Source organism: Arthrobacter sp. SLBN-112, from assembly GCF_030944625.1.
Lineage (GTDB): Bacteria > Actinomycetota > Actinomycetes > Actinomycetales > Micrococcaceae > Arthrobacter.
On record NZ_JAUSXY010000001.1, the window covers coordinates 445151 to 468510 of the forward strand.

A 23360-nucleotide genomic window follows, 5' to 3' on the forward strand; every position below is an offset into this window, starting at 1 on the left:
TGCAGCCCCGCCCAGTCCTGCTAGCAGGACTCGAAGTCGGTGAGGACCTTCACCTTGTCAGCCGAGGCCGACGACGGATCGAATGTGTAGCCGATCCATTCCTTTGCGAGCCGCCTGGCGAGTTCGATCCCCACCACGCGCTGGCCCATGGTGAGTACCTGGCAGTCGTTCGACAGGATGGAACGCTCCACGGAGAAGGAGTCGTGCGCGGCGGTGGCGCGGATGCCTTCCACCTTGTTCGCGGCGATCGCCACGCCGATTCCGGTACCGCAGAACAGGATGGCCCGGTCCGCGGTGCCGTCCCGGATCATCTCGCCGGCAGTGATGCCCACGTAAGGGTAGGGCCTGGTGAAGTCGTCCGGCGCGTCGTTCCGGTTGACGCCGATGTCGATGACCTCGCTGACCCGCGGATCCTGCCGCAGATCCGCCAGCACCTTGTCCTTGTAGTCGACGCCCGCTTCATCCGCGCCGACGATGAGCCGCAGCCCCATGGCGTTTCCTTCCGTTGTCATGACTCAGCGGCCGCCGCTGCAGTGGTGGTTTCGAGGGTTCCCCCGGATCCGGCTCCGCCGGTGAAGTGCGGTCCCATGACGGCGAAGACCATGGCCAGAGAGGTCGCGCCGGGATCCGCCGTGCCCAGGCTCTTTTCCGCAAGAGGGCGGGCCCGGCCCTTGAGGGGAAGGAGGTCCGCGGTGGCTTCCGCCGCGGCCGCCGCCTCACGTGCCGCGTCCTGCCATGCCCGGCCCGGTTCCACGCCATAAGCCACCGCGCGGCTGAACCCGGCAACAAAGGGCAACAGGGCGTCCACCATGGTCTTGTCCCCTGTTTCCGCTTTACCCAGCTGGATGATCCGGTCAGCGAATGCGGTGACGCCTGCGGCCAGGGCACTGGGTGCGGGCGCCGAGGAATTACCCAGCGTCTCGCCAAATGCCCGCAATCCAGCTCCCCACAGGACGCCGGAGGTTCCACCCGCCTTGTCCGCCCAGGCATCTCCGGCTGCCGCCAGCACATCGCCGGCCCCCGCACCGTGGCCCAGTGCAGCAGACGCGGCCGCGGCGGCCGCATCCACGCCGCGGACCATCCCACGGCCATGGTCGCCGTCCCCGGCGATGGCATCCATGCGCCCCAGCCGCTCCTCGGCGTCGTGCAGCGACGAACGGGCGGCGGCGATGGCCGCAACGCAGGCGCGGGCGTACTCGCGGGAGGCGTCCGTGGCGACGAACGCCGCAGCGGCCGCGCCGCCGTCGGACGTTTCCTCAACGCCCCGGGCCCCGGCCTCCCGCGCCGCGTTGCCACGGCGGTAGGCGGGCGTCTCCGCAGGGGCAGCCCACAGCGGCTCAAGTTCCTCATCCAGCCACGTGACGGTGAGCGACACGCCGGCCATGTCCAGGCTGGTGACCAGCTCGCCGACCTCGGGCATCACCAGTGTGTAGCCGGCCGCGCGCAGAAGCGGCGCCACGGTCCCCCAGAGGACGAACAGCTCCTCATGCTTGGTGGAGCCGAGGCCGTTGAGGATGACGGCGATCCTGCTGCCGGCGTTGGCCGGCGTTTCCGCGAGCACCCGGGACACCAGTTCGTGCCCCAGCTCCTTGGCGGAGGGCAAGTCGGTGTCGTGCAGGCCGGGCTCGCCGTGGATGCCAAGGCCCAGGCCCATCTGCCCTTCGGGAAGGGTGAACAGCGGTGATTCGGCGCCCGGAAAGGTGCACCCGGCGAACGCGCTGCCGATGGTCCGGGTCAGGTGGTTGGCCTTGCGGCCCAGGCGGACCACCTCGGCCAGGTCCGCGCCGTTCTCGGCTGCGGCGCCCATCACCTTGAAGACCGTGAAGTCGCCGGCGATGCCGCGGCGTTTGGCAGATTCCGACGGCGGGGCGCTGGCGATGTCGTCAGTGACCAGGACGTTCTCGACGGCGATGCCCTCGGCAGCCAGACGTTCACTGGCCATGCCGAAGTTCATCACGTCGCCCGCGTAGTTGCCGTACGTGAAGACGACGCCGGCTCCGGACTCGGCGGCCTTGGCCACCGAGTAGGCCTGCTGGGCGGAGGGGGAAGTGAAGATGTTGCCCACCACGGCGCCGTCGGCGAAGCCGGTGCCGATCAGTCCGGCGAACGCCGGGTAGTGACCTGAGCCGCCGCCGGCCAGGACGGCCACCTTGGGCGTTGCCGGCCGGAAGCGGCGGACAGCGCCGCCGGGAACCTGCCGGACCAGGTCCGAGTGGACGTCGCAGAACCCGGCGAGGGCTTCCTCGGCGAAGTCCGAGGGGTCGTTGAAGATCTTTGTCATGGTGGGCTTTCTGGCTGGCGCCGGGACGGCTGCTAGTGGATGTGGCTGCCGCCGTTGATGTCGATGGTGGTACCGGTGAGGTAGGCGGAGTCCTCTGAGGACAGGAAGCTGATGACGGAGGCCACTTCTTCCGTGGTGGCGTTGCGGCCCAGCGGGATGCCTGCGTTGATGGCGGCTTCCTGTTCCTCGGTGCTGCCCACGCGGATGTTGGTGTCCACGGCGCCGGGGGTGATGGCGTTGACGGTGACGCCGGTGGTGCCGAGTTCACGGGCGAGGGCCTTGGTAAAGCCGAGGATGGCGGCCTTGGCAGCCGAGTAGGGCACCTTGCCGAAGACGCCGCCGCCGCGCTGGGCGGACACGGAGGACATGTTCACGATCCGGCCCCAGCCGTTGTCGATCATGTCCGGGAGGAAGGCTTTGGTCACCAGGTAGGTGCCGGTGGCATTGACGTCCATGACCTTGTGCCACAGCTCGAGGGTGGTTTCCAGGAACGGGATGGGCGAGGTGATGCCGGCAATGTTCGCCAGGGCGCCAACGGGCGGGAGGTTGCCGGCGGCCACCTCGGCGGCGACGGCGGCCTGCGCAGCGGTCACGGAGGCTTCGTTGGCGACGTCGATTTCGTGGCCGAAGGCGGGGACATTGAATTCGTTGCCGATTTCGGCTGCGACCTTGGCGGACTTCTCGCCGTCGAGGTCCAGGATGACGATGCCCCAGCCTTCACGGGCGTAGCGGCGGGCGGTGGTGATGCCGATGCCCCGGTCCGAGGTGGCTCCGGTGAGGACGGCGGTGCGCTGGATGGTGGTCATGGTGGTGCTCCTTGGTTTGTTTGTGTGGATCGATTGCTCCCTACCGGCTCCCAACCTTCGCAAGCTCAGGTCGGGGCCCTCGCCGGCAGGGGCTAACGTAGTTGTCGTTATGGGGTCCCCAACGGCATCTACGCAGGTGGGGCTCAGATGAGGTCGGTGATGAAGCTGGCTGCCTTGGCGGCGGCCGCAGGGCGTTCGTCGTTGGTGATGTCCCGGGTTTCCAGTTCGAGCGAGAAGTGGCCGGTGTAGCCGTCGGCGGCGAGCCGTTTCAGGCCGCCGGCGAAGTCGGCGTTCCCATTGCCGATGCTGAGGTTGATGTTCCCTGGTACGGCATCGCGCAGGTGGACGTGGCTGATGCGTCGGGCGTGCCGGTCCAGGTAGGCCTGGATGTCCTCGCCGGACGCCACGATGTGGCTGAAGTCCATGACGATTCCGACGCCGGATCCGGCCAGCCGGTCCGCCAGCAGTCCGGCGCGTTCCAGGTTCCAGCAGAATCGCAGGAAGTGCAGCGATTCAGTCCAGAGCTCGACGCCGAACCCGGCAGCGCGTTCGGCCGCATCGATGAGCTGGCCGGCGATGAGGTCCAGGTCCTCGTCCACGCTCCTGACAGGGTCGTGGTCCAGGGCGCCGCACGGGAGGACAAGCGCTTTCGCGCCGATATTGGCGGTCAGGGTGAGCAGGGCGTCGAGGTGGCGTTGCCGCGCACCCTGGCCGTCGGCGTCCAGCACCCTGTTGAGGTCCCCCACGTCGCCGTTCACCGAACGCGCCCGGAGACCGGAGGCGTTGACCTCGGCGGATACCGAGGCCACGGCCGCCGCGTCCAGATCGTAGGGTACGTGATCGCACACACCGGGCAGGGCGCCCAGATCGATCTCCTCGAAACCCAGTCCCTTCATGGTGCGCAGGGCACTGCCCAGGTCCTGGTGCCGGAAGCTGATAGACGAGCACCCAAGTCTGGAGTGGAACATCGTTGATCCTTTGGTTCGTGCCGGGCGGTAGTGACGGTCACCACAGTATCGAAGTTAACTGTCAACAGTCAACCCTCAAAGTTGACTGTTGACAGTAAAGATGATGCGGGTCACACTGGGACATATCATTTGTTAACAGTCGACAGCGGCGGACTTCCTTCAGCCGCTTTTCGAAAGGGAACCACCATGAGCAAAGATGCTCTGACCATGCGCGGTCCGGTCCACGGCACCAAGGACGCCCGGCGAGTTGCCATCGGATCCGGCGTGGGAGCCGTGATTGAGACCTATGACTTCATCGGCTTCGGCACCGCTGCCGCACTGTACTTCGGCACGGCTTTCTTCCCCGGGAGCGATCCCGTCACGGGAACCCTCGCGTCCTTCGCCACCCTCGGCGTCGGCTTCGCCGCCCGCCCGCTGGGCGGCATCATCGGCGGCCACCTCGGTGACAAGGTGGGCCGCAAGCCCGTCCTGGTCGCCTCGCTGATCCTGATGGGCCTGGCAACGTTCGCCATCGGCCTGCTTCCCACCTACGCCGCTGTCGGCCTGCTGGCCCCGGCACTGCTGGTCTTTGTCCGCATCGTCCAGGGCCTGGCCTTCGGCGCGGAGTGGGGCGGTGCCATCCTGATGAGCTACGAGCACGCGCCGTGGAAGAGCAAGGGCAAGTTCACCGGCATCGTCCAGGCCGGCTTCCCCGTAGGCCTGCTGCTGGCCAACCTGACCTTCCTCGCGAGCGCCGGCCTCGGTGGGGAACTTGCCTGGCGCATCCCGTTCCTCTCCAGCATCCTGCTGGTGATCGTGGGCCTGATCATCCGGTCCAAGGTTCCCGAATCCCCCGTGTTCGACGAGGTCAAGAACAGCGGCACCATCGTCAAGGCGCCCATCGTCGAGGTCATCAAGACGGACTGGCGCAACATCGTCAAGGGCATCGGCCTGCGCATCGCCGAGACCGCCGGCTACGCCGTCTCCATCACCTACATGATTTCCTACCTCAACAGCCAGCACCTGGCGGACAAGACCCAGACCCTGGTCGCCCTCTGCATCGCCTCGGCCATCGGCATCTTCGCCACCCAGGCCTGGGCTGCGCTGACAGACCGCATCGGCCGCCGCCCCCTGTACGTCTGGTCCACGGCCTTCGCCGCGCTGTTCGCGATCCCGATGTTCCTTCTGGTCAACACCGGCCTGTTCATCGCCATCATCCTCACCATCGTGATCTCCTACGCGGTCTGCCAGAACTCACTGGCCGGCGCCCAGGGAGCATGGTTCCCCGAGCTCTTCCAAGCCAAGACCCGTGCCTCCGGCGCCAGCCTGGCCTACCAGATCTCCGCCATGGTCTCCGGCTTCACGCCGTTCATCACCACCCTGCTGTTCGTCAGCTTCGGCTGGATGGGACCGGCACTGCTCTTCGGCGCCTACGCCCTGATCGGACTCTGGGCCGCTATCGCCACCCGGGAAACCTGGGGCAAGCGGGAGCGCCAGCTGGCTGACGAAGCCACCAAAAGCACCCCCAACACCGTCAACGCCTGAATGACCACCACGACGCACCAGAGAATCACGGAGCAAGCAATGCCTACAGATACCGTCCAGGACGCCGCCCCGCAGGGACAGACGCTGCAGACTGCGGTGACCCCGGAACGGGTGGACAAGATCAGCGCCGCCGCGTACCGCATCCGGCACCACGCCCTGAACATGGGCGAGGTCCAGGGCCAGGGCTACGTGGGCCAGGCCCTCGGCGCGGCGGACATGCTCGCCACCGTCTACGGTGACCAGCTGACATTCCGCGCCGAGGACCCGCACTGGGAAGCCCGCGACCGGTTCCTCCTCTCCACCGGGCACTACGCCATCGGCCACTACGCGGCCCTGGCAGAGGCAGGGATCGTCCCGGTCGAGGAGCTGGAAACCTACGGCTCCGATGATTCGCGGCTGCCGATGTCCGGCATGTCCACCTACACCCCCGGTATGGAAATCTCGGGCGGCTCCCTGGGCCACGGCCTGACCATCGCCGTGGGCATGGCCCTGGGCCTGCGCTACCAGGGATCCGGCGCCCGGGTGTTCAACTTCCTCTCCGACGGCGAACTGGACGAAGGCTCGACCTGGGAGGCTGCCATGGGCGCACACCACCACCAGCTGGGCAACCTCACCGCCATGGTGGACATCAACGCCCTGCAGGCCGACGGCAAAACGGACACCGTGCTCCGCACCGAGCCCGTCACCGAAAAGTGGGAATCGTTCGGGTGGTACACCCAGCGCGTGGACGGAAACGACGTCGCCGCGCTGCTGGCAGCGTTCGACAACGCAGCCGCCCAGGCCGCCGCCGTCGGACGCCCCTCCGTGATCCTGTGCGACACGAAGGTGGGCCGCGGCGTCCCGCTGCTGGAGGACCGCGAAAAAGCGCACTTTATGCGCATCGAAGAACACGAATGGCAGACCTGCCGCGAGCAGCTCACCGCCGGCTACGAAGGAAAGGCTTCAGCATGAGCACCACCACGACGACGGCCACGCCCGCCAAGCCGAAGCTGAAGACCTCGGCGATGATCGCCTCCTTCGCCGACCCCGGGCAGAAGACCTCCTCCGCACCGTTCGGGCACGCCCTGGTCAAGGCCGCGCAGGAAAACGACAAGATCGTTGGCCTTACCGCTGACCTGGGCAAGTACACGGACATGCATATCTTCGCCAAGGCCTTCCCGGAGCGGTTCTTCCAGATGGGCATGGCCGAGCAACTGCTCTTCGGCGCCGCCGCAGGCCTGGCCGAGTCCGGCCTGGTGCCGTTCGCGTCCACCTACTCGGTGTTCGCCGCCCCGCCGGGCCTACGACTTCCTGTGCCTGGACGCTGCCGAACCGAACCTGAACGTCAACATCGTGGGCGGCCTCCCCGGCCTGACCACCGGCTATGGCCCCAGCCACCAAGCCACCGAGGACATGGCGATCTTCCGCGGCATGCCCAACCTGACCATTGTTGACCCCTGCGATTCGGTGGACATCGAACAGGCCGTGCCACAGCTGGCCGCGTCCGAAGGCCCCACCTACCTGCGCCTGCTGCGCGGCAACGTGCCCACCGTCCTGGACGAGTACGGCTACACCTTCGAACTCGGCAAAGCCAAGGTCCTCCGCGGCGGCAACGACGTCGTGTTCATCTCCTCAGGGCTGATGACCATGCGCGCCCTCCAGGCAGCCAAGGCCCTGGCGGCACACAACGTGGACGTCGCCGTCGTGCACACCCCCACCATCAAGCCGTTCGACGCCGAAACCGTCCTTGCGGAGATCAACACGGACCGCCTCGCCGTCACCCTGGAAAACCACTCCGTGGTGGGCGGCCTGTTCGAAACCGTCGCCTCCGCCGTCGTCACCGCGGGCCTGGGTAAGCGCGTGGTGCCTGTGGCACTTCCCGACCAGTTCCTTGACGCCGGCGCGCTGCCCACACTGCATGACCGCTACGGCCTGGCCGTTGACCGCATCGTGGCCAAGGTCCTCGCCGAACTCGGCTAGGGATACAAGGAGATGGTGAAAGCACGGCACCGGTCCCGCCGGAGCCGTGCTTTCTGCCGTACTATCGGAACCACTACCGACTGTAAACAGTCGACTTATGACATTGAGGACAGAAGCCATGGCCGGACTGACCGCCCCGCTGCTGGGACTGGAAAAGAAGAGCCTGCGCGAGCAGGCGCTCTCCGCACTGCGGACCGCCATCACCAGTGGTGAACTGGAACCCGGCCGGCACCTGGTGGAAACCGAACTGTCCGAGATGCTGCAGATCAGCCGCGGCACCCTGCGGGAGGCCCTCCGCCAGCTGGAGCAGGAAGGCCTGCTGTCCGCCGGACCCCGCGGCCGGCTCTCGGTCCGGCACCTGGACGAGAAGGAAATCCGCGACATCTACTCCGTCCGCGCCGCCCTGGAGTCGTTGGCCGCCCGGACTTTATGCGAACTGCCGGACCGGCAGCAGGTCACCGGGTCCCTGCACAAGGCCATCGACGCCATGGCGGCCGCCGCCGGCGGCACCCTCGAGGAACGGATCGAATCCGACCTCGAATTCCACCGCACCCTCTGCCGCCTCACCGGAAACGAAACGCTCCTCCACTCCTGGGAATCGCTGGAGGGCTCCATCCGGATGTCCATCATGTTCGCCGGCCTGGAAAAGGGTGTCAGCAACATGAGCGTGGACCGGCACAAGGACATCGTCGCCGCCATCGATACCGGCGATGCCGCGCTGGCACGGAAAACCATCCTGGAACACATGGACACCGCCGCCGCCAACCTCGTGGCGTGACTCCCCGCGGCGGCACCAAAACCACCCAGCCTGTGCCTGTTTGGGAATCCCAAAACCCTCCCGGCCGTTAACCTACTGTGCGGTAGAGTGCCGCAGCGTTAACGAGGGACGGTATGACCGCAAAGTTTGTGTCAGTTGAGGACGACGCCGGGAAGGTCACCCGGTATGCCCGCCACGACAACGGCGGCGGGCTCATCGCTCCAGGAGCGAAAGTGGCCGAGAGCGCCCGGATCGGCCCCATGACTTACGTGGAACACGGTGCGCAGGTGGGTTCAGGCTGCAGGATCGGGCATGGCAGCTGGATTGACCGTGACGCACGGATCGGGGACCGGACCGTGATCGGCGACGGTGTGCGCATCGGCCGCGGCACGGTCATCGGCAACCGGGTGCATATTGGCAGCCATTCCAGGATCGGCTCCAGCGTCCTGGTGGAGCACGGCGCACACCTGGTGACGGACAGCACGGTGCCCGACGGCAGCGAAGTCCTCGCCGGGGAACACTCACGCCTGGCAGCGGCAAGACACCGGCCGCACCGGAAAACCAGGGGCGGGATGGCTGCCTGAGTCAACCTGCTTTCCGCTGTTTCAGCGCCGCCCCGGCCCACGCCGCCAGCAACAACGCCACCAGCACCAGGCCGGCATCGCCCAGGTCGATCGATCCGAGCCACCCCGTCACTGGGTCGTCAAGGGAGAACGCGGCATGCAGGAAACCGCCCAGCGTGATCACGGCAATGAACAGGGCGGAAACCGCTGAGATGCCCGTAACCAGTGCGTTGAAACCAAGCCTCCGCCGGGGGTGGTCCAACGCGGAGCGGTACATCCGCATCATGGCCATGCCGTTCACCGAGTCGCACAGGGTCATCGCGGCAGCGAAGGCAAGTGGCAGCGCGAGCAACGCGAACGGCGGCACCCCGGCCAGGGAGGCCGCCGTCGTCATCATCAGCAGCCCGATAGTGGTGGCGGTGTCAAAGCCCAAGCCGAACAGGAACCCGATCACGTAGATGTTCCGCGGCCGCCGCACCCTGGACAGCGGCCGGGCGAGCAGACGGGCCACCAGGCCCCGCGGCTCCAAGTCCCGGAGGTCGACGGCGGCACCGTTGCGGGCGCGCAGGTAGCCGCCGGCAGAACGTGCGAAGGCGGAGCCGTTGAACAGTCCCATGGCCAGCAGGAACAGGCCGGACACGCCGCTGCCGATCAGGCCCAGGACAAGATTGCCTGTTGAACCGTCCTGCATCAGTCCGCCCGCCAAGGACGCTCCGGCAATAACCAGTACCCCTGCGAGGGTCACCACCGAGCTGTGCCCCAGGCTGAACGCGAATCCCACGCTCACAGGGTCCTGCCGCTGCGCCGCGAACTTGCGGGTGGAGTTGTCGATGGCGGCGAGGTGGTCCCAGTCGTAACTGTGCTTCACGCCAGCCAGGTAGGCGGTGAGGACCAGGCCCCAGGTCAGCGGCTGTCCACGGCCGTTGATGGTTCCGGCGAGCAGGAGGACGACGGCGGCGGCATGCAGGGCGGCCACCGCACCGAAAGTGAACAGCACCCGGGTCCGCAGCGGCAGCGAGTCACGGCCCCGGTAGAGCGCGGCGATGCTGGTCATCAGTGCTTCCTCAGGTCCAGCGGCCCTTGGCCGCTCCAGCGTCCGCGCAGCAGGTCGGTGCAGGATCGGAGCAGCCGGTTCAGTTCGTCCGTGCTGTTGGAAAGGCTCCGCAGCACCAGGCCGGCAGTCCCCGCAACAGGGCGGGTGAGCGAGATGCCGGTCAACGCTTCGCGGCCGGCGGTGAGCCCGTGCAGCTCGTCGGCGAGCACCTGGTCCACGCGCGCATCCACCACCACCAGCGACCCGACGTGGCTGTAGCCTTCCATGAAACCGAGTCCGGTGACGTCGTGCAGCGGCGGCCGGATCAGCAGGTTGTCCAGCGCCAGCAGGTGGCTACCGCCGTCCGTTTCGACGCGGATTTCGTTGCGCAGCCGCACTTCCTCATACCCGAAAGCGGAACCGTCCGGCGACCAGCCAGGAGTGACCACCTCAGCCATGACCAGGGACGACGACGGCCGCAGCGTCACGGAGGTCCGTTGCCGGTAGCTGGCCTCCCGGTAGGCGATGAGCTGGTCCGGCATGAGTTCAAGCCGCGCCCCCTCCCCCAGCCGCACCCCCATCCGCTGCTCGGCAAAGGACCCGGGAGTCCGGTAAACCTTGGTAGCCGATTGGGTGGTCAAAAGCAGAGAAGCACCGTCATGGACCTCAACATCAACAAGAAAGAGATCGGCCCCAAGATAAGCCCCGCCAGGGTTCACGACGACGTAGCAAACCTGCCCGGAGTCATCGAGATAGTGGGGACGGAGTACCCGAAGAGCCCCCTCATGGAACTGATGCGACGCAAACGAACGGCCACCTCGGGAACTGACGCCCAGCTCAAGCCGCCCCATAGGTGACGTATCCGCTGAGGCGGCGGAGCCGGATGTAAGGGGCCGCGTCGTGGTGGGCACCGCGAAGCGGGCACGGCCCCTTACATACGGTGAAGCCGCCGGTGGCGCTCCCGCCGTCGTACTCATGAAGCCAGGTCGAGCATCAGGACGTCGTGGCGGATCCAGTCGATGACCTTGTCGAGGCCCTCGTCCGTTTTCAGGTTGGTGAAACAGAACGGCTTGTTGCCCCTGAACTCCTTGGAATCCCGCTCCATGACTGACAAATCTGCGCCGACGTGGGGTGCGAGGTCGGTTTTGTTGATGATGAAGAGGTCGGACTTGATCATGCCCTGGCCTGCTTTGCGGGGGATTTTTTCGCCCTGGGCCACGTCGATGATGTAGATGGAGAAGTCCACGAGTTCGGGGCTGAAGGTGGCGGAGAGGTTGTCGCCGCCGGATTCGACGAAGATCACCTGCAGGTCGGGGTGGCGGGTTTTGAGTTCCTCGATGGCGGCGGTGTTCATGGAGGTGTCTTCGCGGATGGCGGTGTGCGGGCAGCCGCCGGTTTCGACGCCGATGATCCGGTCCACGGGGAGGATGCCGTTGGCGGCTAGGATCTTGGCGTCCTCGATGGTGTAGATGTCGTTGGTGATGGCGGCCATGGAGATCTCGGCACTCATGTGCCGTGTGAGTCGCTCCACGAGCTGGGTTTTGCCGGCTCCCACGGGTCCGCCGATGCCGATTTTGATGGGTTCGCTCATTTTTCCTCCTGAATCGAAAGCACAGCTAGCTCATGAACATCCGGGCACGCTGGCGTTCGTGCCGCATTTGTGAAATTTCCAGCCCGGGGCTGACGGCGCCGAAGTCGTCCGGCGTGAGGTGCGCGATGGTGTCGATGGCGGCAGCGACGTCGTCGTGCGCTTTCCGCAGCACCCGCTGCCCGGCGTTCTGGCCCAGCGGAATGGCCCGCACGGCGTTCTGTGTCAGGGAGGTGACGGTGGCGAAGAGGTAGGCGGCGAGCGCCTCCTGGGGCGGAACGCCCAGTGAGCGGGCGACGACGGCGAACGCGAGCGGCTGGTGCCCGGCGGCCCGGCCCGTGGTCACCAGGTCCCGATACAGTGCGAGCTCGGCCGACGGAAACACCTCAGCGCCGATTTCCAGCAACCGAAGCCCCATCTTGCAGCTCGCCTCACGAACCTGCCGCGGCAAAAGAGAAGCAGAAAGAAGACCATCCAGCTCACCAACATCAGCCCCCTCATAAAGGAACCGAATGGCAAGCCCATCGGAATAAGTCAGCGACTGCGAGATGAACGCGGACAACCAAGCCCCAAAACCAGCCTCATCAGCGACAACACCGGCGTCGACATAGGTCTCAAACCCAAGCGAGTGCGCGAAGGCCCCAGTAGGAAGCGCAGAATCAGTGAGCTGCTGAAGAGCAAGCTGATAACTCATAACCGCGACCCCAAGGCGACGTACGCGCCCAACTGGGCGGAGGCGGGTGATAGGGGCCGCGGCGTGGTGGGCACCGCGAAGCGGGCACGGCCCCTATCACCCGCCGAAGCCCCCGCGCCGGCACCCACCGAAGGAGCCGAAGGCGCGGAGTCAGTGCGAGTGTTCAGCATGGCGGAAAGGCACAGGGAGCACGCGTTCCTGGCGGGTGTAGGGCACGGAGTTGTGGCGGAGGTAGTCCTCGACGGTGTGGTCGTAGGCGCACACCATGACCTCGGCCCCGTATTCGGAGGACGCGTCGAAGAACTGTGCCTGGAGGTGCCGGTTGCCCAGGGAGTGTGCGGTGACGCCCATTTCGGAGATGGTGCGGGGTGCGATGACCAGGACGTCGGTGGGCAGGACTGACACCACGATCATGTTGGATTCCTCCACGTGGAGGATGTCGCCGTCGCGGAGGTCACCGGAGCCGGAGGGGAGGCGGATGCCGATTTCCTTGCCGTGGTCGGTGGTGGCGCGCTGGATGCGTTTGACCAGCTGGGCGCTGGGCAGGACCACTTTTTCCTGGTGCAGGCCGGCGTACGCTTCGGGGTCCGGCAGCTCGTGCAGGTTGCCGAGGACTTTGTCGATGATCACGTGGTTTCTCCGGTGCTCTAGAACAGGAAGTAGCGCTGCGCCATGGCGCAGGACGTCGGACGGCTCGCAGGTGACGTCCTCGCCGTCGACCGTCACTTGGTAGGTTTCCGGGTCCACCTGGATGTCCGGGGTTGCGTCATTGTATTTGAGGTCGGCTTTGGTGAGGGTGCGGATGCCGGAGACGGGCCGGATGACCTTCTCCAGCCCCAGTTCTTCGGGCACGCCGGCGTCGATGGCGGCCTGGGACAGGAAGGTGATGGAGGACTGCTGCATTGCCTTGCCGAACGTGGCGAACATGGGCCGCATGGTGCGCGGCTGCGGCGTGGGAATGGACCCGTTGGAGTCCCCCATCAATGCGTAGGCGATCTGCCCGCCCTTAAGCACCAGTTCCGGTTTGACGCCAAAGAAGGCCGGGTCCCAGAGGACCAGGTCGGCGAACTTGCCCACCTCCACGGAGCCCACCGAGTCCGCGATGCCCTGCGCGATGGCCGGGTTGATCGTGTACTTGGCCACGTACCGCTTCAGCCGGAAGTTGTCGCTGCCTGGCGAGCCGTGGGCGCCCGGGCCGGTTCCGCCGTCGGCCTCTTCCAGGACGCCGCGCTGCTTCTTCATCTTGTCCGCCACCTGCCACGTGCGGGTGATCACCTCGCCCACCCGGCCCATGGCCTGGGAGTCGGAGGAGGTGATGGAGAAGATGCCCAGGTCCTGCAGGACGTCCTCGGCGGCGATGGTCTCGGCGCGGATGCGGGAATCGGCGAAGGCCACGTCCTCGGGGATGTCCGGGTTGAGGTGGTGGCAGACCATCAGCATGTCCAGGTGCTCTTCGATGGTGTTGCGGGTGTAGGGCAGCGTGGGGTTGGTGGAGGCGGGCAGGACGTTGGGCATGCCCGCGATCTTGATGATGTCCGGTGCGTGTCCGCCGCCGGCGCCTTCGGTGTGGAAGGTGTGGATCACCCGGCCGTTGATGGCGCGGATGGTGTCCTCCACGAAGCCGCACTCGTTCAGGGTGTCGGTGTGGATGGCCACCTGGACGTCGTATTCGTCAGCGACGGTGAGGGAGGTATCGATCGAGGAAGTGGTGGAACCCCAGTCCTCGTGAACCTTCAGGCCGATGGCGCCGGCACGGATCTGCTCGGCGAGGGGTTCGACGGCGGACGCGTGGCCTTTGCCGAAGAGGCCGATGTTCACGGGCAGTCCTTCAGCTGCCTGCAGCATCCGCTGGATGTGCCATTTTCCGGGGGTCACCGTGGTGGCTTTGGTGCCTTCGGCCGGGCCGGTGCCGCCGCCGATCATGGTGGTCACTCCGCTGGCCAGGGCGGTGGGCACCTGGTCCGGGGAGATGAAGTGGATGTGGGTGTCGATGCCGCCGGCGGTGAGGATCTTTCGCTCGCCGGCGATGATCTCGGTGCTGGCGCCGATCACGATGTCCACGCCGTCCGTGATCTGCGGGTTGCCGGCCTTGCCGATGCGGAAGATGTGGCCGTCCTTGAGCGCGATGTCGGCCTTGTAGATGCCGGTGTAGTCAAGGATGACGGCGTTGGTGATGACGGTGTCAGGGATGTCCTGGTCGCGGGTGGCCTGGCCGTTTTGGCCCATGCCGTCGCGGATCACCTTGCCGCCACCGAACACCACCTCCTCGCCGTAGGCCGTGAAGTCTTTTTCGATCTCGAGAAACAGGTCGGTGTCGGCCAGGCGGATTTTGTCCCCGGCGGTGGGGCCGTACAGGTCCGCGTATTGCCGGCGTGGAATCTCGAAGCTCACTTGGCACCGTCCTCTGGCTTGCCCTGGCCGGCGAGCCTGCCGTTGACCGCGTTGCTGAGCCCGTACACCTCGCGCGAGCCGGCCAGTTCGATCAGCCGCACGCTGCGGGAGTCGCCGGGCTCAAACCGGGCGGCCGTTCCTGCCGGAATGTCCAGGCGCCGGCCGTAGGCCGCCTCCCGGTCAAAGGACAATGCCGCGTTGGCCTCGGCGAAGTGGAAGTGGGAGCCCACCTGGACGGGCCGGTCGCCGGTGTTGGTCACCGCCACCTCGATGGCCGCCCTGCCGGGGTTCGCCGTCACGGGTTCGGGCCGGAGGATGTACTCGCCTGGGATCATTGCGGCGCTCCTTAGCGGATCGGGTTGTGGACGGTGACCAGCTTGGTGCCGTCAGGGAAGGTGGCCTCGATCTGCACGTCATGGATCATCTCCGGCACGCCTTCCATGACGTCGTCACGGCCCAGCAGCGTGGTGCCGTAGCTCATGAGGTCGGCGACGGTCCTGCCGTCCCGGGCACCCTCGATAAGTTCGTAGCTGATGATGGCGACGGCTTCGGGGTAGTTCAGCTTTAGTCCCCGCTCCTGGCGGCGGCGGGCGAGGTCGGCGGCCACCACGATCAGGAGCTTTTCCTGCTCACGCGGCATCAGATGCATGGGGTTCCCTTCGACGGCCTGGGGTGTGCTGCCAGCCTAAGCCGGTCACGTTTCCGCCACGTTTCAGGTCCATCATCCGGACCGAACCTAGGGCGCGGACTCCCGGATCTTCAGCTCGAACCCCGATTCCACGTGCACGCCCTGCCCGGATGTTTCGCGGCCGCCGATCCGGTCCAGCAGCAGGCTGATCGAACGCTCCGCGATCTCGTCCATGCCCGGGGAGATAGTGGTCAGGGACGGGGACGCGAATCGTGCCTCGTCAATGTCGTCAAAGCCTGCCACCGCCACGTCCCCCGGCACGTTGACTCCCCGGATCAACAGTTCATGCATCGCGCCGAGTGCCAGGACGTCGTTCAGGCCGAAGACGGCGTCGAATTGGACGCCCGATGCCATCAGGCCTGCAACGGCGGCGGCACCCGTATCGCGGCGCCATTGAGCAGGGGCCACCAGTCCGGCGTCGAACGGGACGCCCGCCTGTTCCAGCGCCTTCCGGTACCCGTTCATCCGCAGGCCCGCGGTCCCGGTGGACTCCCCGGCGTTGGCGCCAATGACGGCAATACGACGGCGGCCGGCCTGCAGCAGGTGCGTGGTCAGCGCAGCCGCGGCTTCCTCGTTCTTCATGGTGACCAGGTCGAAGCGGGGATCAATGATGTGCTCGCCGAGCATCACCAGGGGTTTCGTGCCGGCGCGGGCGGCGATGGCGTCCGCGTCCACCACCAGCGGCGTAAAGAGCAGCCCGTCGGTGAGCTGCCGGAACGTCCCGTGCAGGGCGCTGAGTTCAACGGAAGCGTCAGCGCCGGACTGTTCCACCAGCACCCGGTAGCCGTGTCGTGATGCGGCCTTCATCAGCCGTGACGCCAGTTCAGCGTAATAGGGTGCCGAGAGGTCGGAGAAGACCAGGCCCAGCATGGACGTCTTGCCTGAGCGCAGGCTGCGGGCGGTGAGGTTGGCCTCATAGCCCAGCTCGGCAATGGCGTCCTGCACGCGCTGCTTGGTGGCCGGGCGGATGAACTCGTAGTCGTTCAGGACATTCGAGACCGTTTTGAGCGAAACGCCGGCCGCGCGGGCGACGTCGTTCATGGTGACTGCCATTAACGTTCTTTTCCTGCCTTCGCCGCCGCCTTGGCCGCCTGCTTGCTGGCCCGCACCTTGGCCAGGGATTCCGGGTCCACGATGTCCGCCACGGACAGGTAGGAGCCTTCTTCCCCGTAATTCCCGGCCGCTTCCCGCCACCCGGGCGCTTCAAGGCCACGCTGCTTGCCCAGCAGGGCCAGGAAGATCTTTGCCTTCTGCTCCCCAAAGCCGGGCAGCGCCGTGAGCCGTTTCAGCACCTCTGCGCCGTCGGGTGAGCCTTCGGTCCAGATGGCTGCGGCGTCGCCGTCCCATTCGTTCCGGACAGCCTCGGCGAGCGCCTGCACCCTGGCAGCCATGGAACCGGGGAAGCGGTGGACGGCGGGGCGCTCCTTGAACATCTCCACAAAGGCGGCGGGATCGTGCGCGGCAATGGCCTCGGGCTTCATGGATCCGATCCGGCTCCGGATCTTTTCGGGCCCGGCGAAGGCCGATTCCATCGTCACCTGCTGGTCCAGCAGCATGCCGGTCAGGAGGGCGAAGGCGTCCTCACTCAACAACTTGTCCGCGGCGGGATCCCCCGTGATGTGCAGTTCCATGCCGTCCATCCTCCCACCTGCGGGCCGTCGTCGTCATAAGGGCGCCTCCGCCCTGGTGCGGGGCCCGGTCAGGCCTCCACGGCGAGCCGGATCATGGACCAGGACACGGCCGGAAGCTCGGCGGTGAGCCGGCCGCCGTCGGTCTTGGCCGTGACGTTCTCCGCCGGCAGGACGGAGCTGGAATCGTCGGCCGTGGCCTGCCAGTAGGGGTCCTTGTTGGAGTACGTCAGCGCCTCGATCACCCTGACATTGCCCAGGCCGCCGACGGCGGCATCCAGGGTGAGTGCTCCGGTGGCGGAGCGGTTGACGGCGAACACCACCGCCTCGCCCTTCGCCGCGTCATAGGTGGCGACGGCGGACAGCGCGGCGAAGCCGGCGGTCGTGCCGCCGCTGACCAGGGGGGATTCGACGGCGAGCTGCAGGACGGTGCCGGACGCATGCCGGGAGGTCAGGGCGAACGGGTGGAAGGTGGTCTGCTTCCAGGACCGGCCGCCGGGTTCGGTCATGATGGGGGCGATGACGTTCACCAGTTGCGCCAGGCTCGCGGAATGGACCCGGTCGGTGTTGCGGAGCAGCGTGACCAGGAGGTCCCCCACCACCACGGCGTCCGCCACCGTGTAGGTGTCTTCCAGCAGGACCGGGGCCACCGGCCAGTCGTTGCCGCTGGGCACCTTGGATTCGCCACGGCTCATGTGCCAGACGTTCCACTCGTCGAAGGAGATGTTCACCTGCTTGGAGGACTTCCTGACGGACTTCACATGGTCGATGTGGCTGACTATGTCGCGGATGAATGCTTCCATCTTGTGCCCGGCGGCGAGGTGTTCCTGGAGGTCGCCGGAGTCTTCGAAGTACTGGTGCGCGGAGACCAGGTCCACCACGTCGTAGGTTTCGGTGAGGACCACCCGCTCCCACTCGCCGAAGGTGGGCATGGTGGGTCCTGAGCTGCCGCAGGCCACGAGCTCCAGGCCGGGGTCGATCATGCGCATTCCGCGGGCGGTGTCCGCGGCCAGCCTGCCGTACTCCTGGGCGTTCTTGTGCCCGATCTGCCAGGGTCCGTCCATTTCGTTGCCCAGGCACCACATCCTGATGCCGTAGCCGTTGGCGGCACCGTTGGCCCGGCGCTGCTCGGAGAGTGCGGTGCCGCCGTCGATGTTGCAGTACTCCAGCAGGTCAACGGCTTCCTGGACGCCGCGGGTGCCCAGGTTCACGGCCATCATGGGTTCCACGCCGGCCTTGGCGGACCATTTGGCGAACTCGTCCACGCCCACGGAGTTGGGGTCGGTGGAGTGCCAGGCCAGGTCCAGCCGGACGGGCCGCTGGTCCACCGGCCCTATTCCGTCCTCCCAGCGGTATCCGGAGACGAAGTTGCCGCCGGGATACCGCACCGTGGAGACCCCCAGTTCACGGGTCAGCTCAAGCACGTCCTTGCGGAAGCCGTCCTCGTCGGCGTCGGGGTGTTCCGGCTCAAAGATCCCGGTGTACACGCAACGCCCGAGGTGTTCCACGAAGGCGCCGAAGGTGCGCCGCCGGACGGGGCCCACTATGAAGGCGGGATCGATGGTGATCGTCGCCGGGGTGGATTCTGCTGGGGTCACGAAAACATCCTTGTCTCAGATTTTTACAACGTTATAGAAGTATTGTTTGCGGTTCTGTCCGGCGCGTCAAGGGACATGGATTTCCGGCGTGCTTTGTCGTGGTCCCCGGGAGGTCGCGGCGGGGCCGGATCCCACCTGCGGCAATGCCCCGCCGGGCGTCCCAGGGCGGGATTCCAAGTACTGCCCCATCCCAAAAACAGGTATCAACTACGCATTCACCCGGGGCTTCCTGGCCACTAGGTTTTTCCCAGAGGCAATACCGGTTCCGGCTCTCGGTACTTGGCTCACTAGGGGGGTGTGGCACAGGCAATGAATGCACCACACGCAGGCACAGGCTTCCCGGCCCACAGGGCCCGGGTAATAAGCGGGGCCGGCGACGAGGAGCCCTTTGAGACCAAGGGCTCTCCCCCAGCCGTCGCCGGCCCTCCAACGTCATCGGACTCCCGCAGGGGCAACACTGCCATCGCCGCGCCTGCCAAACCGGGACTCGAACGCCGCCGCAATCCAGCTCTCTTACTGGACGTGGTCAACGGCGCCCAAACCCTCGCCGACTCCCTGGACCTGCTGGCGGCTGCGTCCGCCGGGCACGTTGCCAGGACCGCGGGCATTGAGGTCGGCTGCGGCCTGGTGCTGCACCACCCAAAGCGGAGTCCGGCGATATCCGGCACCACCGAAGAGGTGCTCAACCTGCTCGGCTGGGAACGCGAGGCCTCGGAGGGGCCGGTGACCGATGTCCTGGCAGGCGGCCATCCGGTGGCGGTGCTTCAACGGAACGGTGACTTCCGCTGGCGCGAGTACTCCGGCCAGCTGCAGTCCGCCGGATTCGGCAGTGCCCTGGCAGTGCGGCTCCAGCTGGACGCCGGACTTCCGGCCACGGAAACACTTCAGGGGGAAGGCGCCCTGGGCCGGGCGACCGCGGCCCTCGCCTTCTTCGCGCTGGACGCGAAGGCGTTCCCGCTCCAGGTCATCGCCGAAGCCCGCGGCTTCGCTGCCCTGGCGGCGCGGAGCCTCCAAATGGCCATCAACCTGCACGCCGCCCGCTCCCTCGCGGCCGATCTCCACTCGGCCCTGGACAGCAGGACGTCCATCAATATTGCCTGCGGCGTGATCATGGGCCAGAACAGGTGCTCCTACGAGGAGGCGTTCGCCATCCTCGCAAAGGCGTCGAGCCACCGGAACATCAAGGTCCGCAAGGTGGCCGAAGACATCCTGGAACGGCTTCCTGAAGGCGCCCCGCCGCCGCACTTCGGCCGCTAGCCGATCCCGGCGGGCTTTGCCTTCAGTTGCGCCTAAGTTTTGACGGCCCCGGACGGGTGCAGTCGCTACGCCGGCGCCGCGGTGCTGGCGCGCAGGACCAGCTCGGGCGGGACCACGGTGGAGCTTACGGCGGCGCCGGACTCGATCTCCTTAAGCATGATGTCCATGCAGCGCCGCCCCAATTCTTCGAAGTCCTGCCGGATGGTTGTCAGCGGCGGGGTGAAGTAGCCCGCTTCCGGCTGGTCGTCGAAGCCCACCACGGAGACGTCGTCGGGCACTTTGACTCCTGCTTCGGTGAAGGCGCGCAGCAGGCCCAGGGCCATCTGGTCGTTGCCCACGAAGATAGCCGTGGCTGTCAGTTCGGACGCCAGCCGGCGGCCGATTGCATAGCCGCTTCCTGCGCTCCAGTCCCCTTCCACCAGCAGGGACTCGTCCAGTCCCGCCTCCCGCAGCGTGGCCCGCCACCCGTCGGAACGCTGGGTGGCGTCCGTCCAGCCGGACGGCCCGGCCACGTGGCCAATCCGCCTGTGGCCTTCCTTGATGAGGTGTTCGACGGCGAGCCTCGCCCCGGCGCGCTGGTCCACCATGGCGCCGCTGACGGAGTCGCTTCCTGCGGATCCAACCGCCACTACGGGAACGGGAAGATTCATTTGCTCCAGCACGGCGAGGGTGTCCGAATGCGGCACCAGCACGGCGATCCCGTCCACTGCCTGGTCCATGAAGTGGCTGACCGCATTGGCAATGGAATCCGGGCCCACCTCGCGCAAGGCCGCGATGCTTACGAAGTACCCGGCTTCGCGGGCGGCCTGCTCCACCCCCAGCAGCGTGTTGGCGGGGCCGTACTGTGAGAGCTCGCTTGCCAGCACTCCGATGGTCTGCGAGCGCCGGGTGACCAGGCTCCGCGCCGCGGTATTGCGCCGGTACCCCAGTTCGGCAATGGCGGCCTCCACTTTTTCACGGGTCGCCTTGCTGACGTTGGGGTGGTTGTTGACCACCCGGGAAACTGTCTGGTGGGAGACGCCGGCCAGCTCGGCCACGTCTTCCAGGCGCGGCATCCGGCCCTTGCTGGTTTTTGCCATGTGCCTATTGTGCCTGCTGCCGTGTTGGCGGCACGGGCTCAGGACCGGGCGTGGTTGGCAGAATGGTGCCGTGGATACCGAACGCAGTGCACTGACAGTCCGCCCAGCCGATCTCGAGGGCCCGGACGCCGAAGCGGTCCGGCGCCTGGTGACGGCATATTTGCTCCAGACTGAACGCGAAAAGGCCGTCCATTTGGGCCACGCATTTGCCGACGGCCATGTTCCCGGCCGTTATCACCCGGAAATCGAAAATCCGGCCCGCGCCTATGCGGGCGCGGAAGTGCTGGTGGCGGAACTCGGCAATTCGCCCGTGGGGGTCGCGGTGCTGCAGGAAACTGCCTCGGAACGGGAAATCAAGCGGGTATGGGTTGACCCCGGCGCCAGGGGACACCGGGTGGGGTCCGCTTTGATCGATGCCGCGCTCAGGAAGCAGGACCTGCCTGTGCGCCTGACCGTGTGGGACTGGCGGGGCGACGCGATACGGCTGTACGGAAAACGGGGATTCCGCGTTGTTCCGGCATGGGACGACCGTCCGCGGCTTCTCTGTATGGAGCGCGGGCCCGCCACGCGCTGAGGGCAGCTTTCGCATGGTGCAGGATCGCGGCCGCCTGCCGCTGCGCACAGGAGGTACGCGCCTTCCAGTACGATCCGGCCAGCCAGGGGTGCCGGGTGACACATGGGTGGGCCCTGAGGGGCTCGAACCCTCGACCCACGGATTAAAAGTCCGATGCTCTACCAACTGAGCTAAAGGCCCCTGCCGGTCAGTCAGACACGCTGTGTCATTCCATCCGGCCCAATCCATTTCTGGACGTTAATACTCTAACCCATGGTGCCGGCGTCTTCGCACACGGCCCGGCCGCCGTCGCCGACCGCTTTCCCCGCCCGCCCGAGGCCCTGTCCGGGTACCCCTGCCCAGCCCCGCGCATGCTCGATTTACACCGTGGCACAGGAGTAGCGTGGGGGCATGAGCGAGCAAGCAGGAACCAGCCCGTACGGCGGCAGCAACCGGCACCACAAGCCAAAGCCGTTCGCCCCGATGGATTTCGAGCCGTTCGCCGGCGGCGCCGATCCCGCCCGCGTCTCGGAAGCCGCCCACCTGGCCGCTCAGGCGCTGGTCCGCCATGGCCGGGACAGCGATGATCCCGTGATCACTGAACGCCTGGTGAAGCTCGCCGACGAACAGGGCCTGGACGCCATCGCCGAGATGTGGGCTGAGAGTCCCGCCCGTTCCCTGCCCGGTGCGCTCTGGCGGCTCTACGCGCTCCGCGCCGCCACGGTCCGTGACCCCGAACGGATCTCCGTCTACTTCCGCGCCGGCAGGGACACCGCACAGGTGTCCAACGTGGTGGCTGGCGCCGCCGAGCCGCCGGGCGCGGATGAAATGCGCACCATGGCAGACGCCATCCTCTCCGGCGCGTTCGACGGCGATTTCGACGTCGCCCTGGAGCGTTCCGCGGCATTTTGCCGGGTGGTGGCACTCGGCCAGGCCACTCTCGCCGACGGCGCAGAGCACGCCAACGAGGCCCACGCCAGCAAACTGACCCGCAATTCGCATCAGTTGGTCAAGACTGCCGAGGACCTGGAACACGCCGCCAACGCGTGGCGCCTGGGCGAACTCGATTGACCGCCATCCAGCCGTTTTCCCGACCCGCCAAGGGCCGGCTGTCAAGATTGACTTGGGCGGGGCGAAGTAGAAGACTGAAACCGGTGCCGAGCCGCGAAACCCCCGGGCTTCAACAATTAGCCGCCTAGAGCGGCCTACCGCCGAGAGGCGTATCCGGTTCGGCACCATTTTTCTGTCCTCTTCGCGGCGGCCAATTCAAGGCACACTGTTTCGGGCCGGTAGAGTAGGCGACAGTTGCGCGCCGGAGTCAAGTCACACCGCAGCAACGCCCGCCTTGAACAGTCCCCGGAGACCGGTAACCACGTGAAGCTGCGCCTTTTTCCCCAGGAGCCCGAAGGGCTGAACCTCCTCTCGCAGATGGCACAACAGATCGTGCTGGCCAGTGCAACCCTGGCCGAAATCCTCGGCGTACCCGCGGACGAGCACGGCAAGCTCGTGGAGGACATGCACAACCTCGAGGCCAAGTCCGCCGAACTTCATTTCGCGCTGCTGACCCATATGCGCACCAGCTTTGTGAACCCGCTGCCCCGCGAGGACATGTACGCCCTGTCCCGCTACCTCAACGAGGCCATGGAAAAGATGGACGCGGCGGCGGAGCTGGTGGCCCTGTACAAGCTGGACCGCCTGCCCAAGCGGGCGGCCGACCAGCTGGAGATCATCAGCCGGCAAGCCGAGCTGACCGTGGATGCCATGCGCCGGCTCAATGCTCTGGATGACCTCGAGGATTACTGGATCGAGATCCTGCGCCTTGCCAAGCGGGCTGAACGCACCCACCGGGTGTGGGTTGCCGACATGATCGCCGACATGAAGTGGGCGCAGTACTCCCGCAACCGGGACATCGCCAACCAGCTGGTGGAGGTCACCAAGGACATGCGGCGGGTGGCCACCCAGGTAGGCAGCATCATCGTCAAGGAATCCTGAC

At 66.6% G+C, this 23360-nt stretch carries 23 protein-coding genes, 1 tRNA gene and 2 pseudogenes; 9 read left to right on the top strand and 17 right to left on the bottom strand.

Translation table 11 applies throughout. The features are described from left to right. Window positions 1-20: 20 nt before the first annotated feature. The 4 genes from QF050_RS02100 to QF050_RS02115 form a co-directional block, all read right to left on the bottom strand. Entirely contained in the window at window positions 21-512 is a 492-nt protein-coding gene (locus tag QF050_RS02100; RefSeq protein ID WP_308928938.1) for an RpiB/LacA/LacB family sugar-phosphate isomerase, read from the bottom strand. Beyond that, the gene (locus tag QF050_RS02105) at window positions 509-2281 is read right to left on the bottom strand and encodes a dihydroxyacetone kinase family protein (protein WP_308928939.1); all 1773 of its coding nucleotides are present in this window, start codon (window positions 2279-2281) and stop codon (window positions 509-511) included. The genes QF050_RS02100 and QF050_RS02105 overlap by 4 nt, the downstream gene beginning before the upstream one ends. Before the next feature lie 32 nt (window positions 2282-2313). After that, on the bottom strand, window positions 2314-3087 hold the full coding sequence (locus QF050_RS02110; RefSeq protein ID WP_308928940.1) for an SDR family NAD(P)-dependent oxidoreductase: 774 nt from the start codon (window positions 3085-3087) through the stop codon (window positions 2314-2316). A gap of 143 nt (window positions 3088-3230) precedes the next feature. After that, a complete protein-coding gene (locus QF050_RS02115; protein WP_308928941.1) occupies window positions 3231-4055 on the bottom strand; it encodes a sugar phosphate isomerase/epimerase in 825 nt (274 codons plus the stop codon). A gap of 186 nt (window positions 4056-4241) precedes the next feature. Here QF050_RS02115 and QF050_RS02120 point away from each other — a divergent pair, with 186 nt between their 5' ends. The 5 genes and pseudogenes from QF050_RS02120 (at window position 4242) to QF050_RS02140 (ending at window position 8879) form a co-directional block, all read left to right on the top strand. After that, complete coding sequence (locus QF050_RS02120) at window positions 4242-5579, top strand: MFS transporter (protein ID WP_308928942.1); 1338 nt, start codon at window positions 4242-4244, stop codon at window positions 5577-5579. Between the two features lie 39 nt (window positions 5580-5618). Further along, window positions 5619-6530 (top strand): transketolase, encoded by a 912-nt coding sequence (locus tag QF050_RS02125; protein WP_308928943.1) that lies wholly within the window; start codon window positions 5619-5621, stop codon window positions 6528-6530. Continuing rightward, a pseudogene (locus QF050_RS02130) lies at window positions 6527-7538 on the top strand (transketolase family protein). Before QF050_RS02125 ends, QF050_RS02130 begins: the two are co-directional and overlap by 4 nt. A gap of 118 nt (window positions 7539-7656) precedes the next feature. Continuing rightward, on the top strand, window positions 7657-8316 hold the full coding sequence (locus QF050_RS02135) for a GntR family transcriptional regulator (RefSeq protein ID WP_308932075.1): 660 nt from the start codon (window positions 7657-7659) through the stop codon (window positions 8314-8316). 113 nt (window positions 8317-8429) lie between these two features. After that, window positions 8430-8879 (top strand): transferase, encoded by a 450-nt coding sequence (locus QF050_RS02140; protein WP_308928944.1) that lies wholly within the window; start codon window positions 8430-8432, stop codon window positions 8877-8879. A 1-nt stretch (window position 8880) separates the two neighbouring features. On the opposite strand, the gene QF050_RS02145 is transcribed toward QF050_RS02140, so the two are convergent. The 11 genes and pseudogenes from QF050_RS02145 to QF050_RS02195 form a co-directional block, all read right to left on the bottom strand. Further along, a complete protein-coding gene (locus tag QF050_RS02145) occupies window positions 8881-9912 on the bottom strand; it encodes a nickel transporter (protein WP_308928945.1) in 1032 nt (343 codons plus the stop codon). Continuing rightward, window positions 9912-10742 (bottom strand): urease accessory protein UreD, encoded by an 831-nt coding sequence (locus tag QF050_RS02150; RefSeq protein WP_308928946.1) that lies wholly within the window; start codon window positions 10740-10742, stop codon window positions 9912-9914. Before QF050_RS02150 ends, QF050_RS02145 begins: the two co-directional genes overlap by 1 nt. 122 nt (window positions 10743-10864) lie before the next feature. Continuing rightward, window positions 10865-11482 carry an urease accessory protein UreG gene (gene ureG, locus QF050_RS02155; RefSeq protein ID WP_307089589.1) on the bottom strand — a complete coding sequence of 206 codons (618 nt, stop codon included), beginning with the start codon at window positions 11480-11482 and terminating at the stop codon, window positions 10865-10867. Window positions 11483-11507: 25 nt separating this feature from the next. After that, complete coding sequence (locus QF050_RS02160) at window positions 11508-12173, bottom strand: urease accessory protein UreF (RefSeq protein ID WP_307089588.1); 666 nt, start codon at window positions 12171-12173, stop codon at window positions 11508-11510. Between the two features lie 150 nt (window positions 12174-12323). Then, complete coding sequence (gene ureE, locus QF050_RS02165) at window positions 12324-12803, bottom strand: urease accessory protein UreE (protein WP_307089587.1); 480 nt, start codon at window positions 12801-12803, stop codon at window positions 12324-12326. 17 nt (window positions 12804-12820) lie between these two features. Then, a pseudogene (gene ureC / locus QF050_RS02170) lies at window positions 12821-14564 on the bottom strand (urease subunit alpha). Then, entirely contained in the window at window positions 14561-14899 is a 339-nt protein-coding gene (locus QF050_RS02175; RefSeq protein WP_307089584.1) for an urease subunit beta, read from the bottom strand. Before QF050_RS02175 ends, ureC begins: the two are co-directional and overlap by 4 nt. An 11-nt stretch (window positions 14900-14910) precedes the next feature. Further along, a complete protein-coding gene (locus QF050_RS02180; RefSeq protein ID WP_307089582.1) occupies window positions 14911-15213 on the bottom strand; it encodes an urease subunit gamma in 303 nt (100 codons plus the stop codon). Between the two features lie 87 nt (window positions 15214-15300). Further along, window positions 15301-16305, bottom strand: a complete 1005-nt coding sequence (locus QF050_RS02185; RefSeq protein WP_307089580.1) for a LacI family DNA-binding transcriptional regulator — start codon at window positions 16303-16305, stop codon at window positions 15301-15303. Next, window positions 16305-16892, bottom strand: coding sequence for an HhH-GPD-type base excision DNA repair protein (locus QF050_RS02190; protein WP_308928947.1), 588 nt, complete (start codon window positions 16890-16892; stop codon window positions 16305-16307). Before QF050_RS02190 ends, QF050_RS02185 begins: the two co-directional genes overlap by 1 nt. 59 nt (window positions 16893-16951) lie before the next feature. Continuing rightward, window positions 16952-18478, bottom strand: a complete 1527-nt coding sequence (locus QF050_RS02195) for an alpha-N-arabinofuranosidase (RefSeq protein WP_308928948.1) — start codon at window positions 18476-18478, stop codon at window positions 16952-16954. Window positions 18479-18787: 309 nt separating this feature from the next. On the opposite strand from QF050_RS02195, the gene QF050_RS02200 reads away from it, so the two are divergent. Beyond that, the gene (locus QF050_RS02200; protein ID WP_308928949.1) at window positions 18788-19735 is read left to right on the top strand and encodes an ANTAR domain-containing protein; all 948 of its coding nucleotides are present in this window, start codon (window positions 18788-18790) and stop codon (window positions 19733-19735) included. Between the two features lie 65 nt (window positions 19736-19800). On the opposite strand, the gene QF050_RS02205 is transcribed toward QF050_RS02200, so the two are convergent. After that, window positions 19801-20814: a LacI family DNA-binding transcriptional regulator gene (locus QF050_RS02205; RefSeq protein ID WP_308928950.1), complete on the bottom strand. Its 1014-nt coding sequence runs from the start codon at window positions 20812-20814 to the stop codon at window positions 19801-19803. A 70-nt stretch (window positions 20815-20884) separates the two neighbouring features. Between QF050_RS02205 and QF050_RS02210 the strand changes: the two genes are divergently transcribed. Beyond that, the gene (locus QF050_RS02210; RefSeq protein WP_308928951.1) at window positions 20885-21388 is read left to right on the top strand and encodes a GNAT family N-acetyltransferase; all 504 of its coding nucleotides are present in this window, start codon (window positions 20885-20887) and stop codon (window positions 21386-21388) included. Between the two features lie 107 nt (window positions 21389-21495). Here QF050_RS02210 and QF050_RS02215 read toward each other — a convergent pair. Next, window positions 21496-21568 (bottom strand) — tRNA-Lys (locus QF050_RS02215). Between the two features lie 210 nt (window positions 21569-21778). On the opposite strand from QF050_RS02215, the gene QF050_RS02220 reads away from it, so the two are divergent. Both QF050_RS02220 and QF050_RS02225 read left to right on the top strand, forming a co-directional pair. Then, window positions 21779-22438: a hypothetical protein gene (locus tag QF050_RS02220; protein WP_018763206.1), complete on the top strand. Its 660-nt coding sequence runs from the start codon at window positions 21779-21781 to the stop codon at window positions 22436-22438. Window positions 22439-22741: 303 nt separating this feature from the next. After that, window positions 22742-23359 (top strand): nuclease PIN, encoded by a 618-nt coding sequence (locus QF050_RS02225; protein ID WP_308932076.1) that lies wholly within the window; start codon window positions 22742-22744, stop codon window positions 23357-23359. Window position 23360 lies beyond the last annotated feature (1 nt).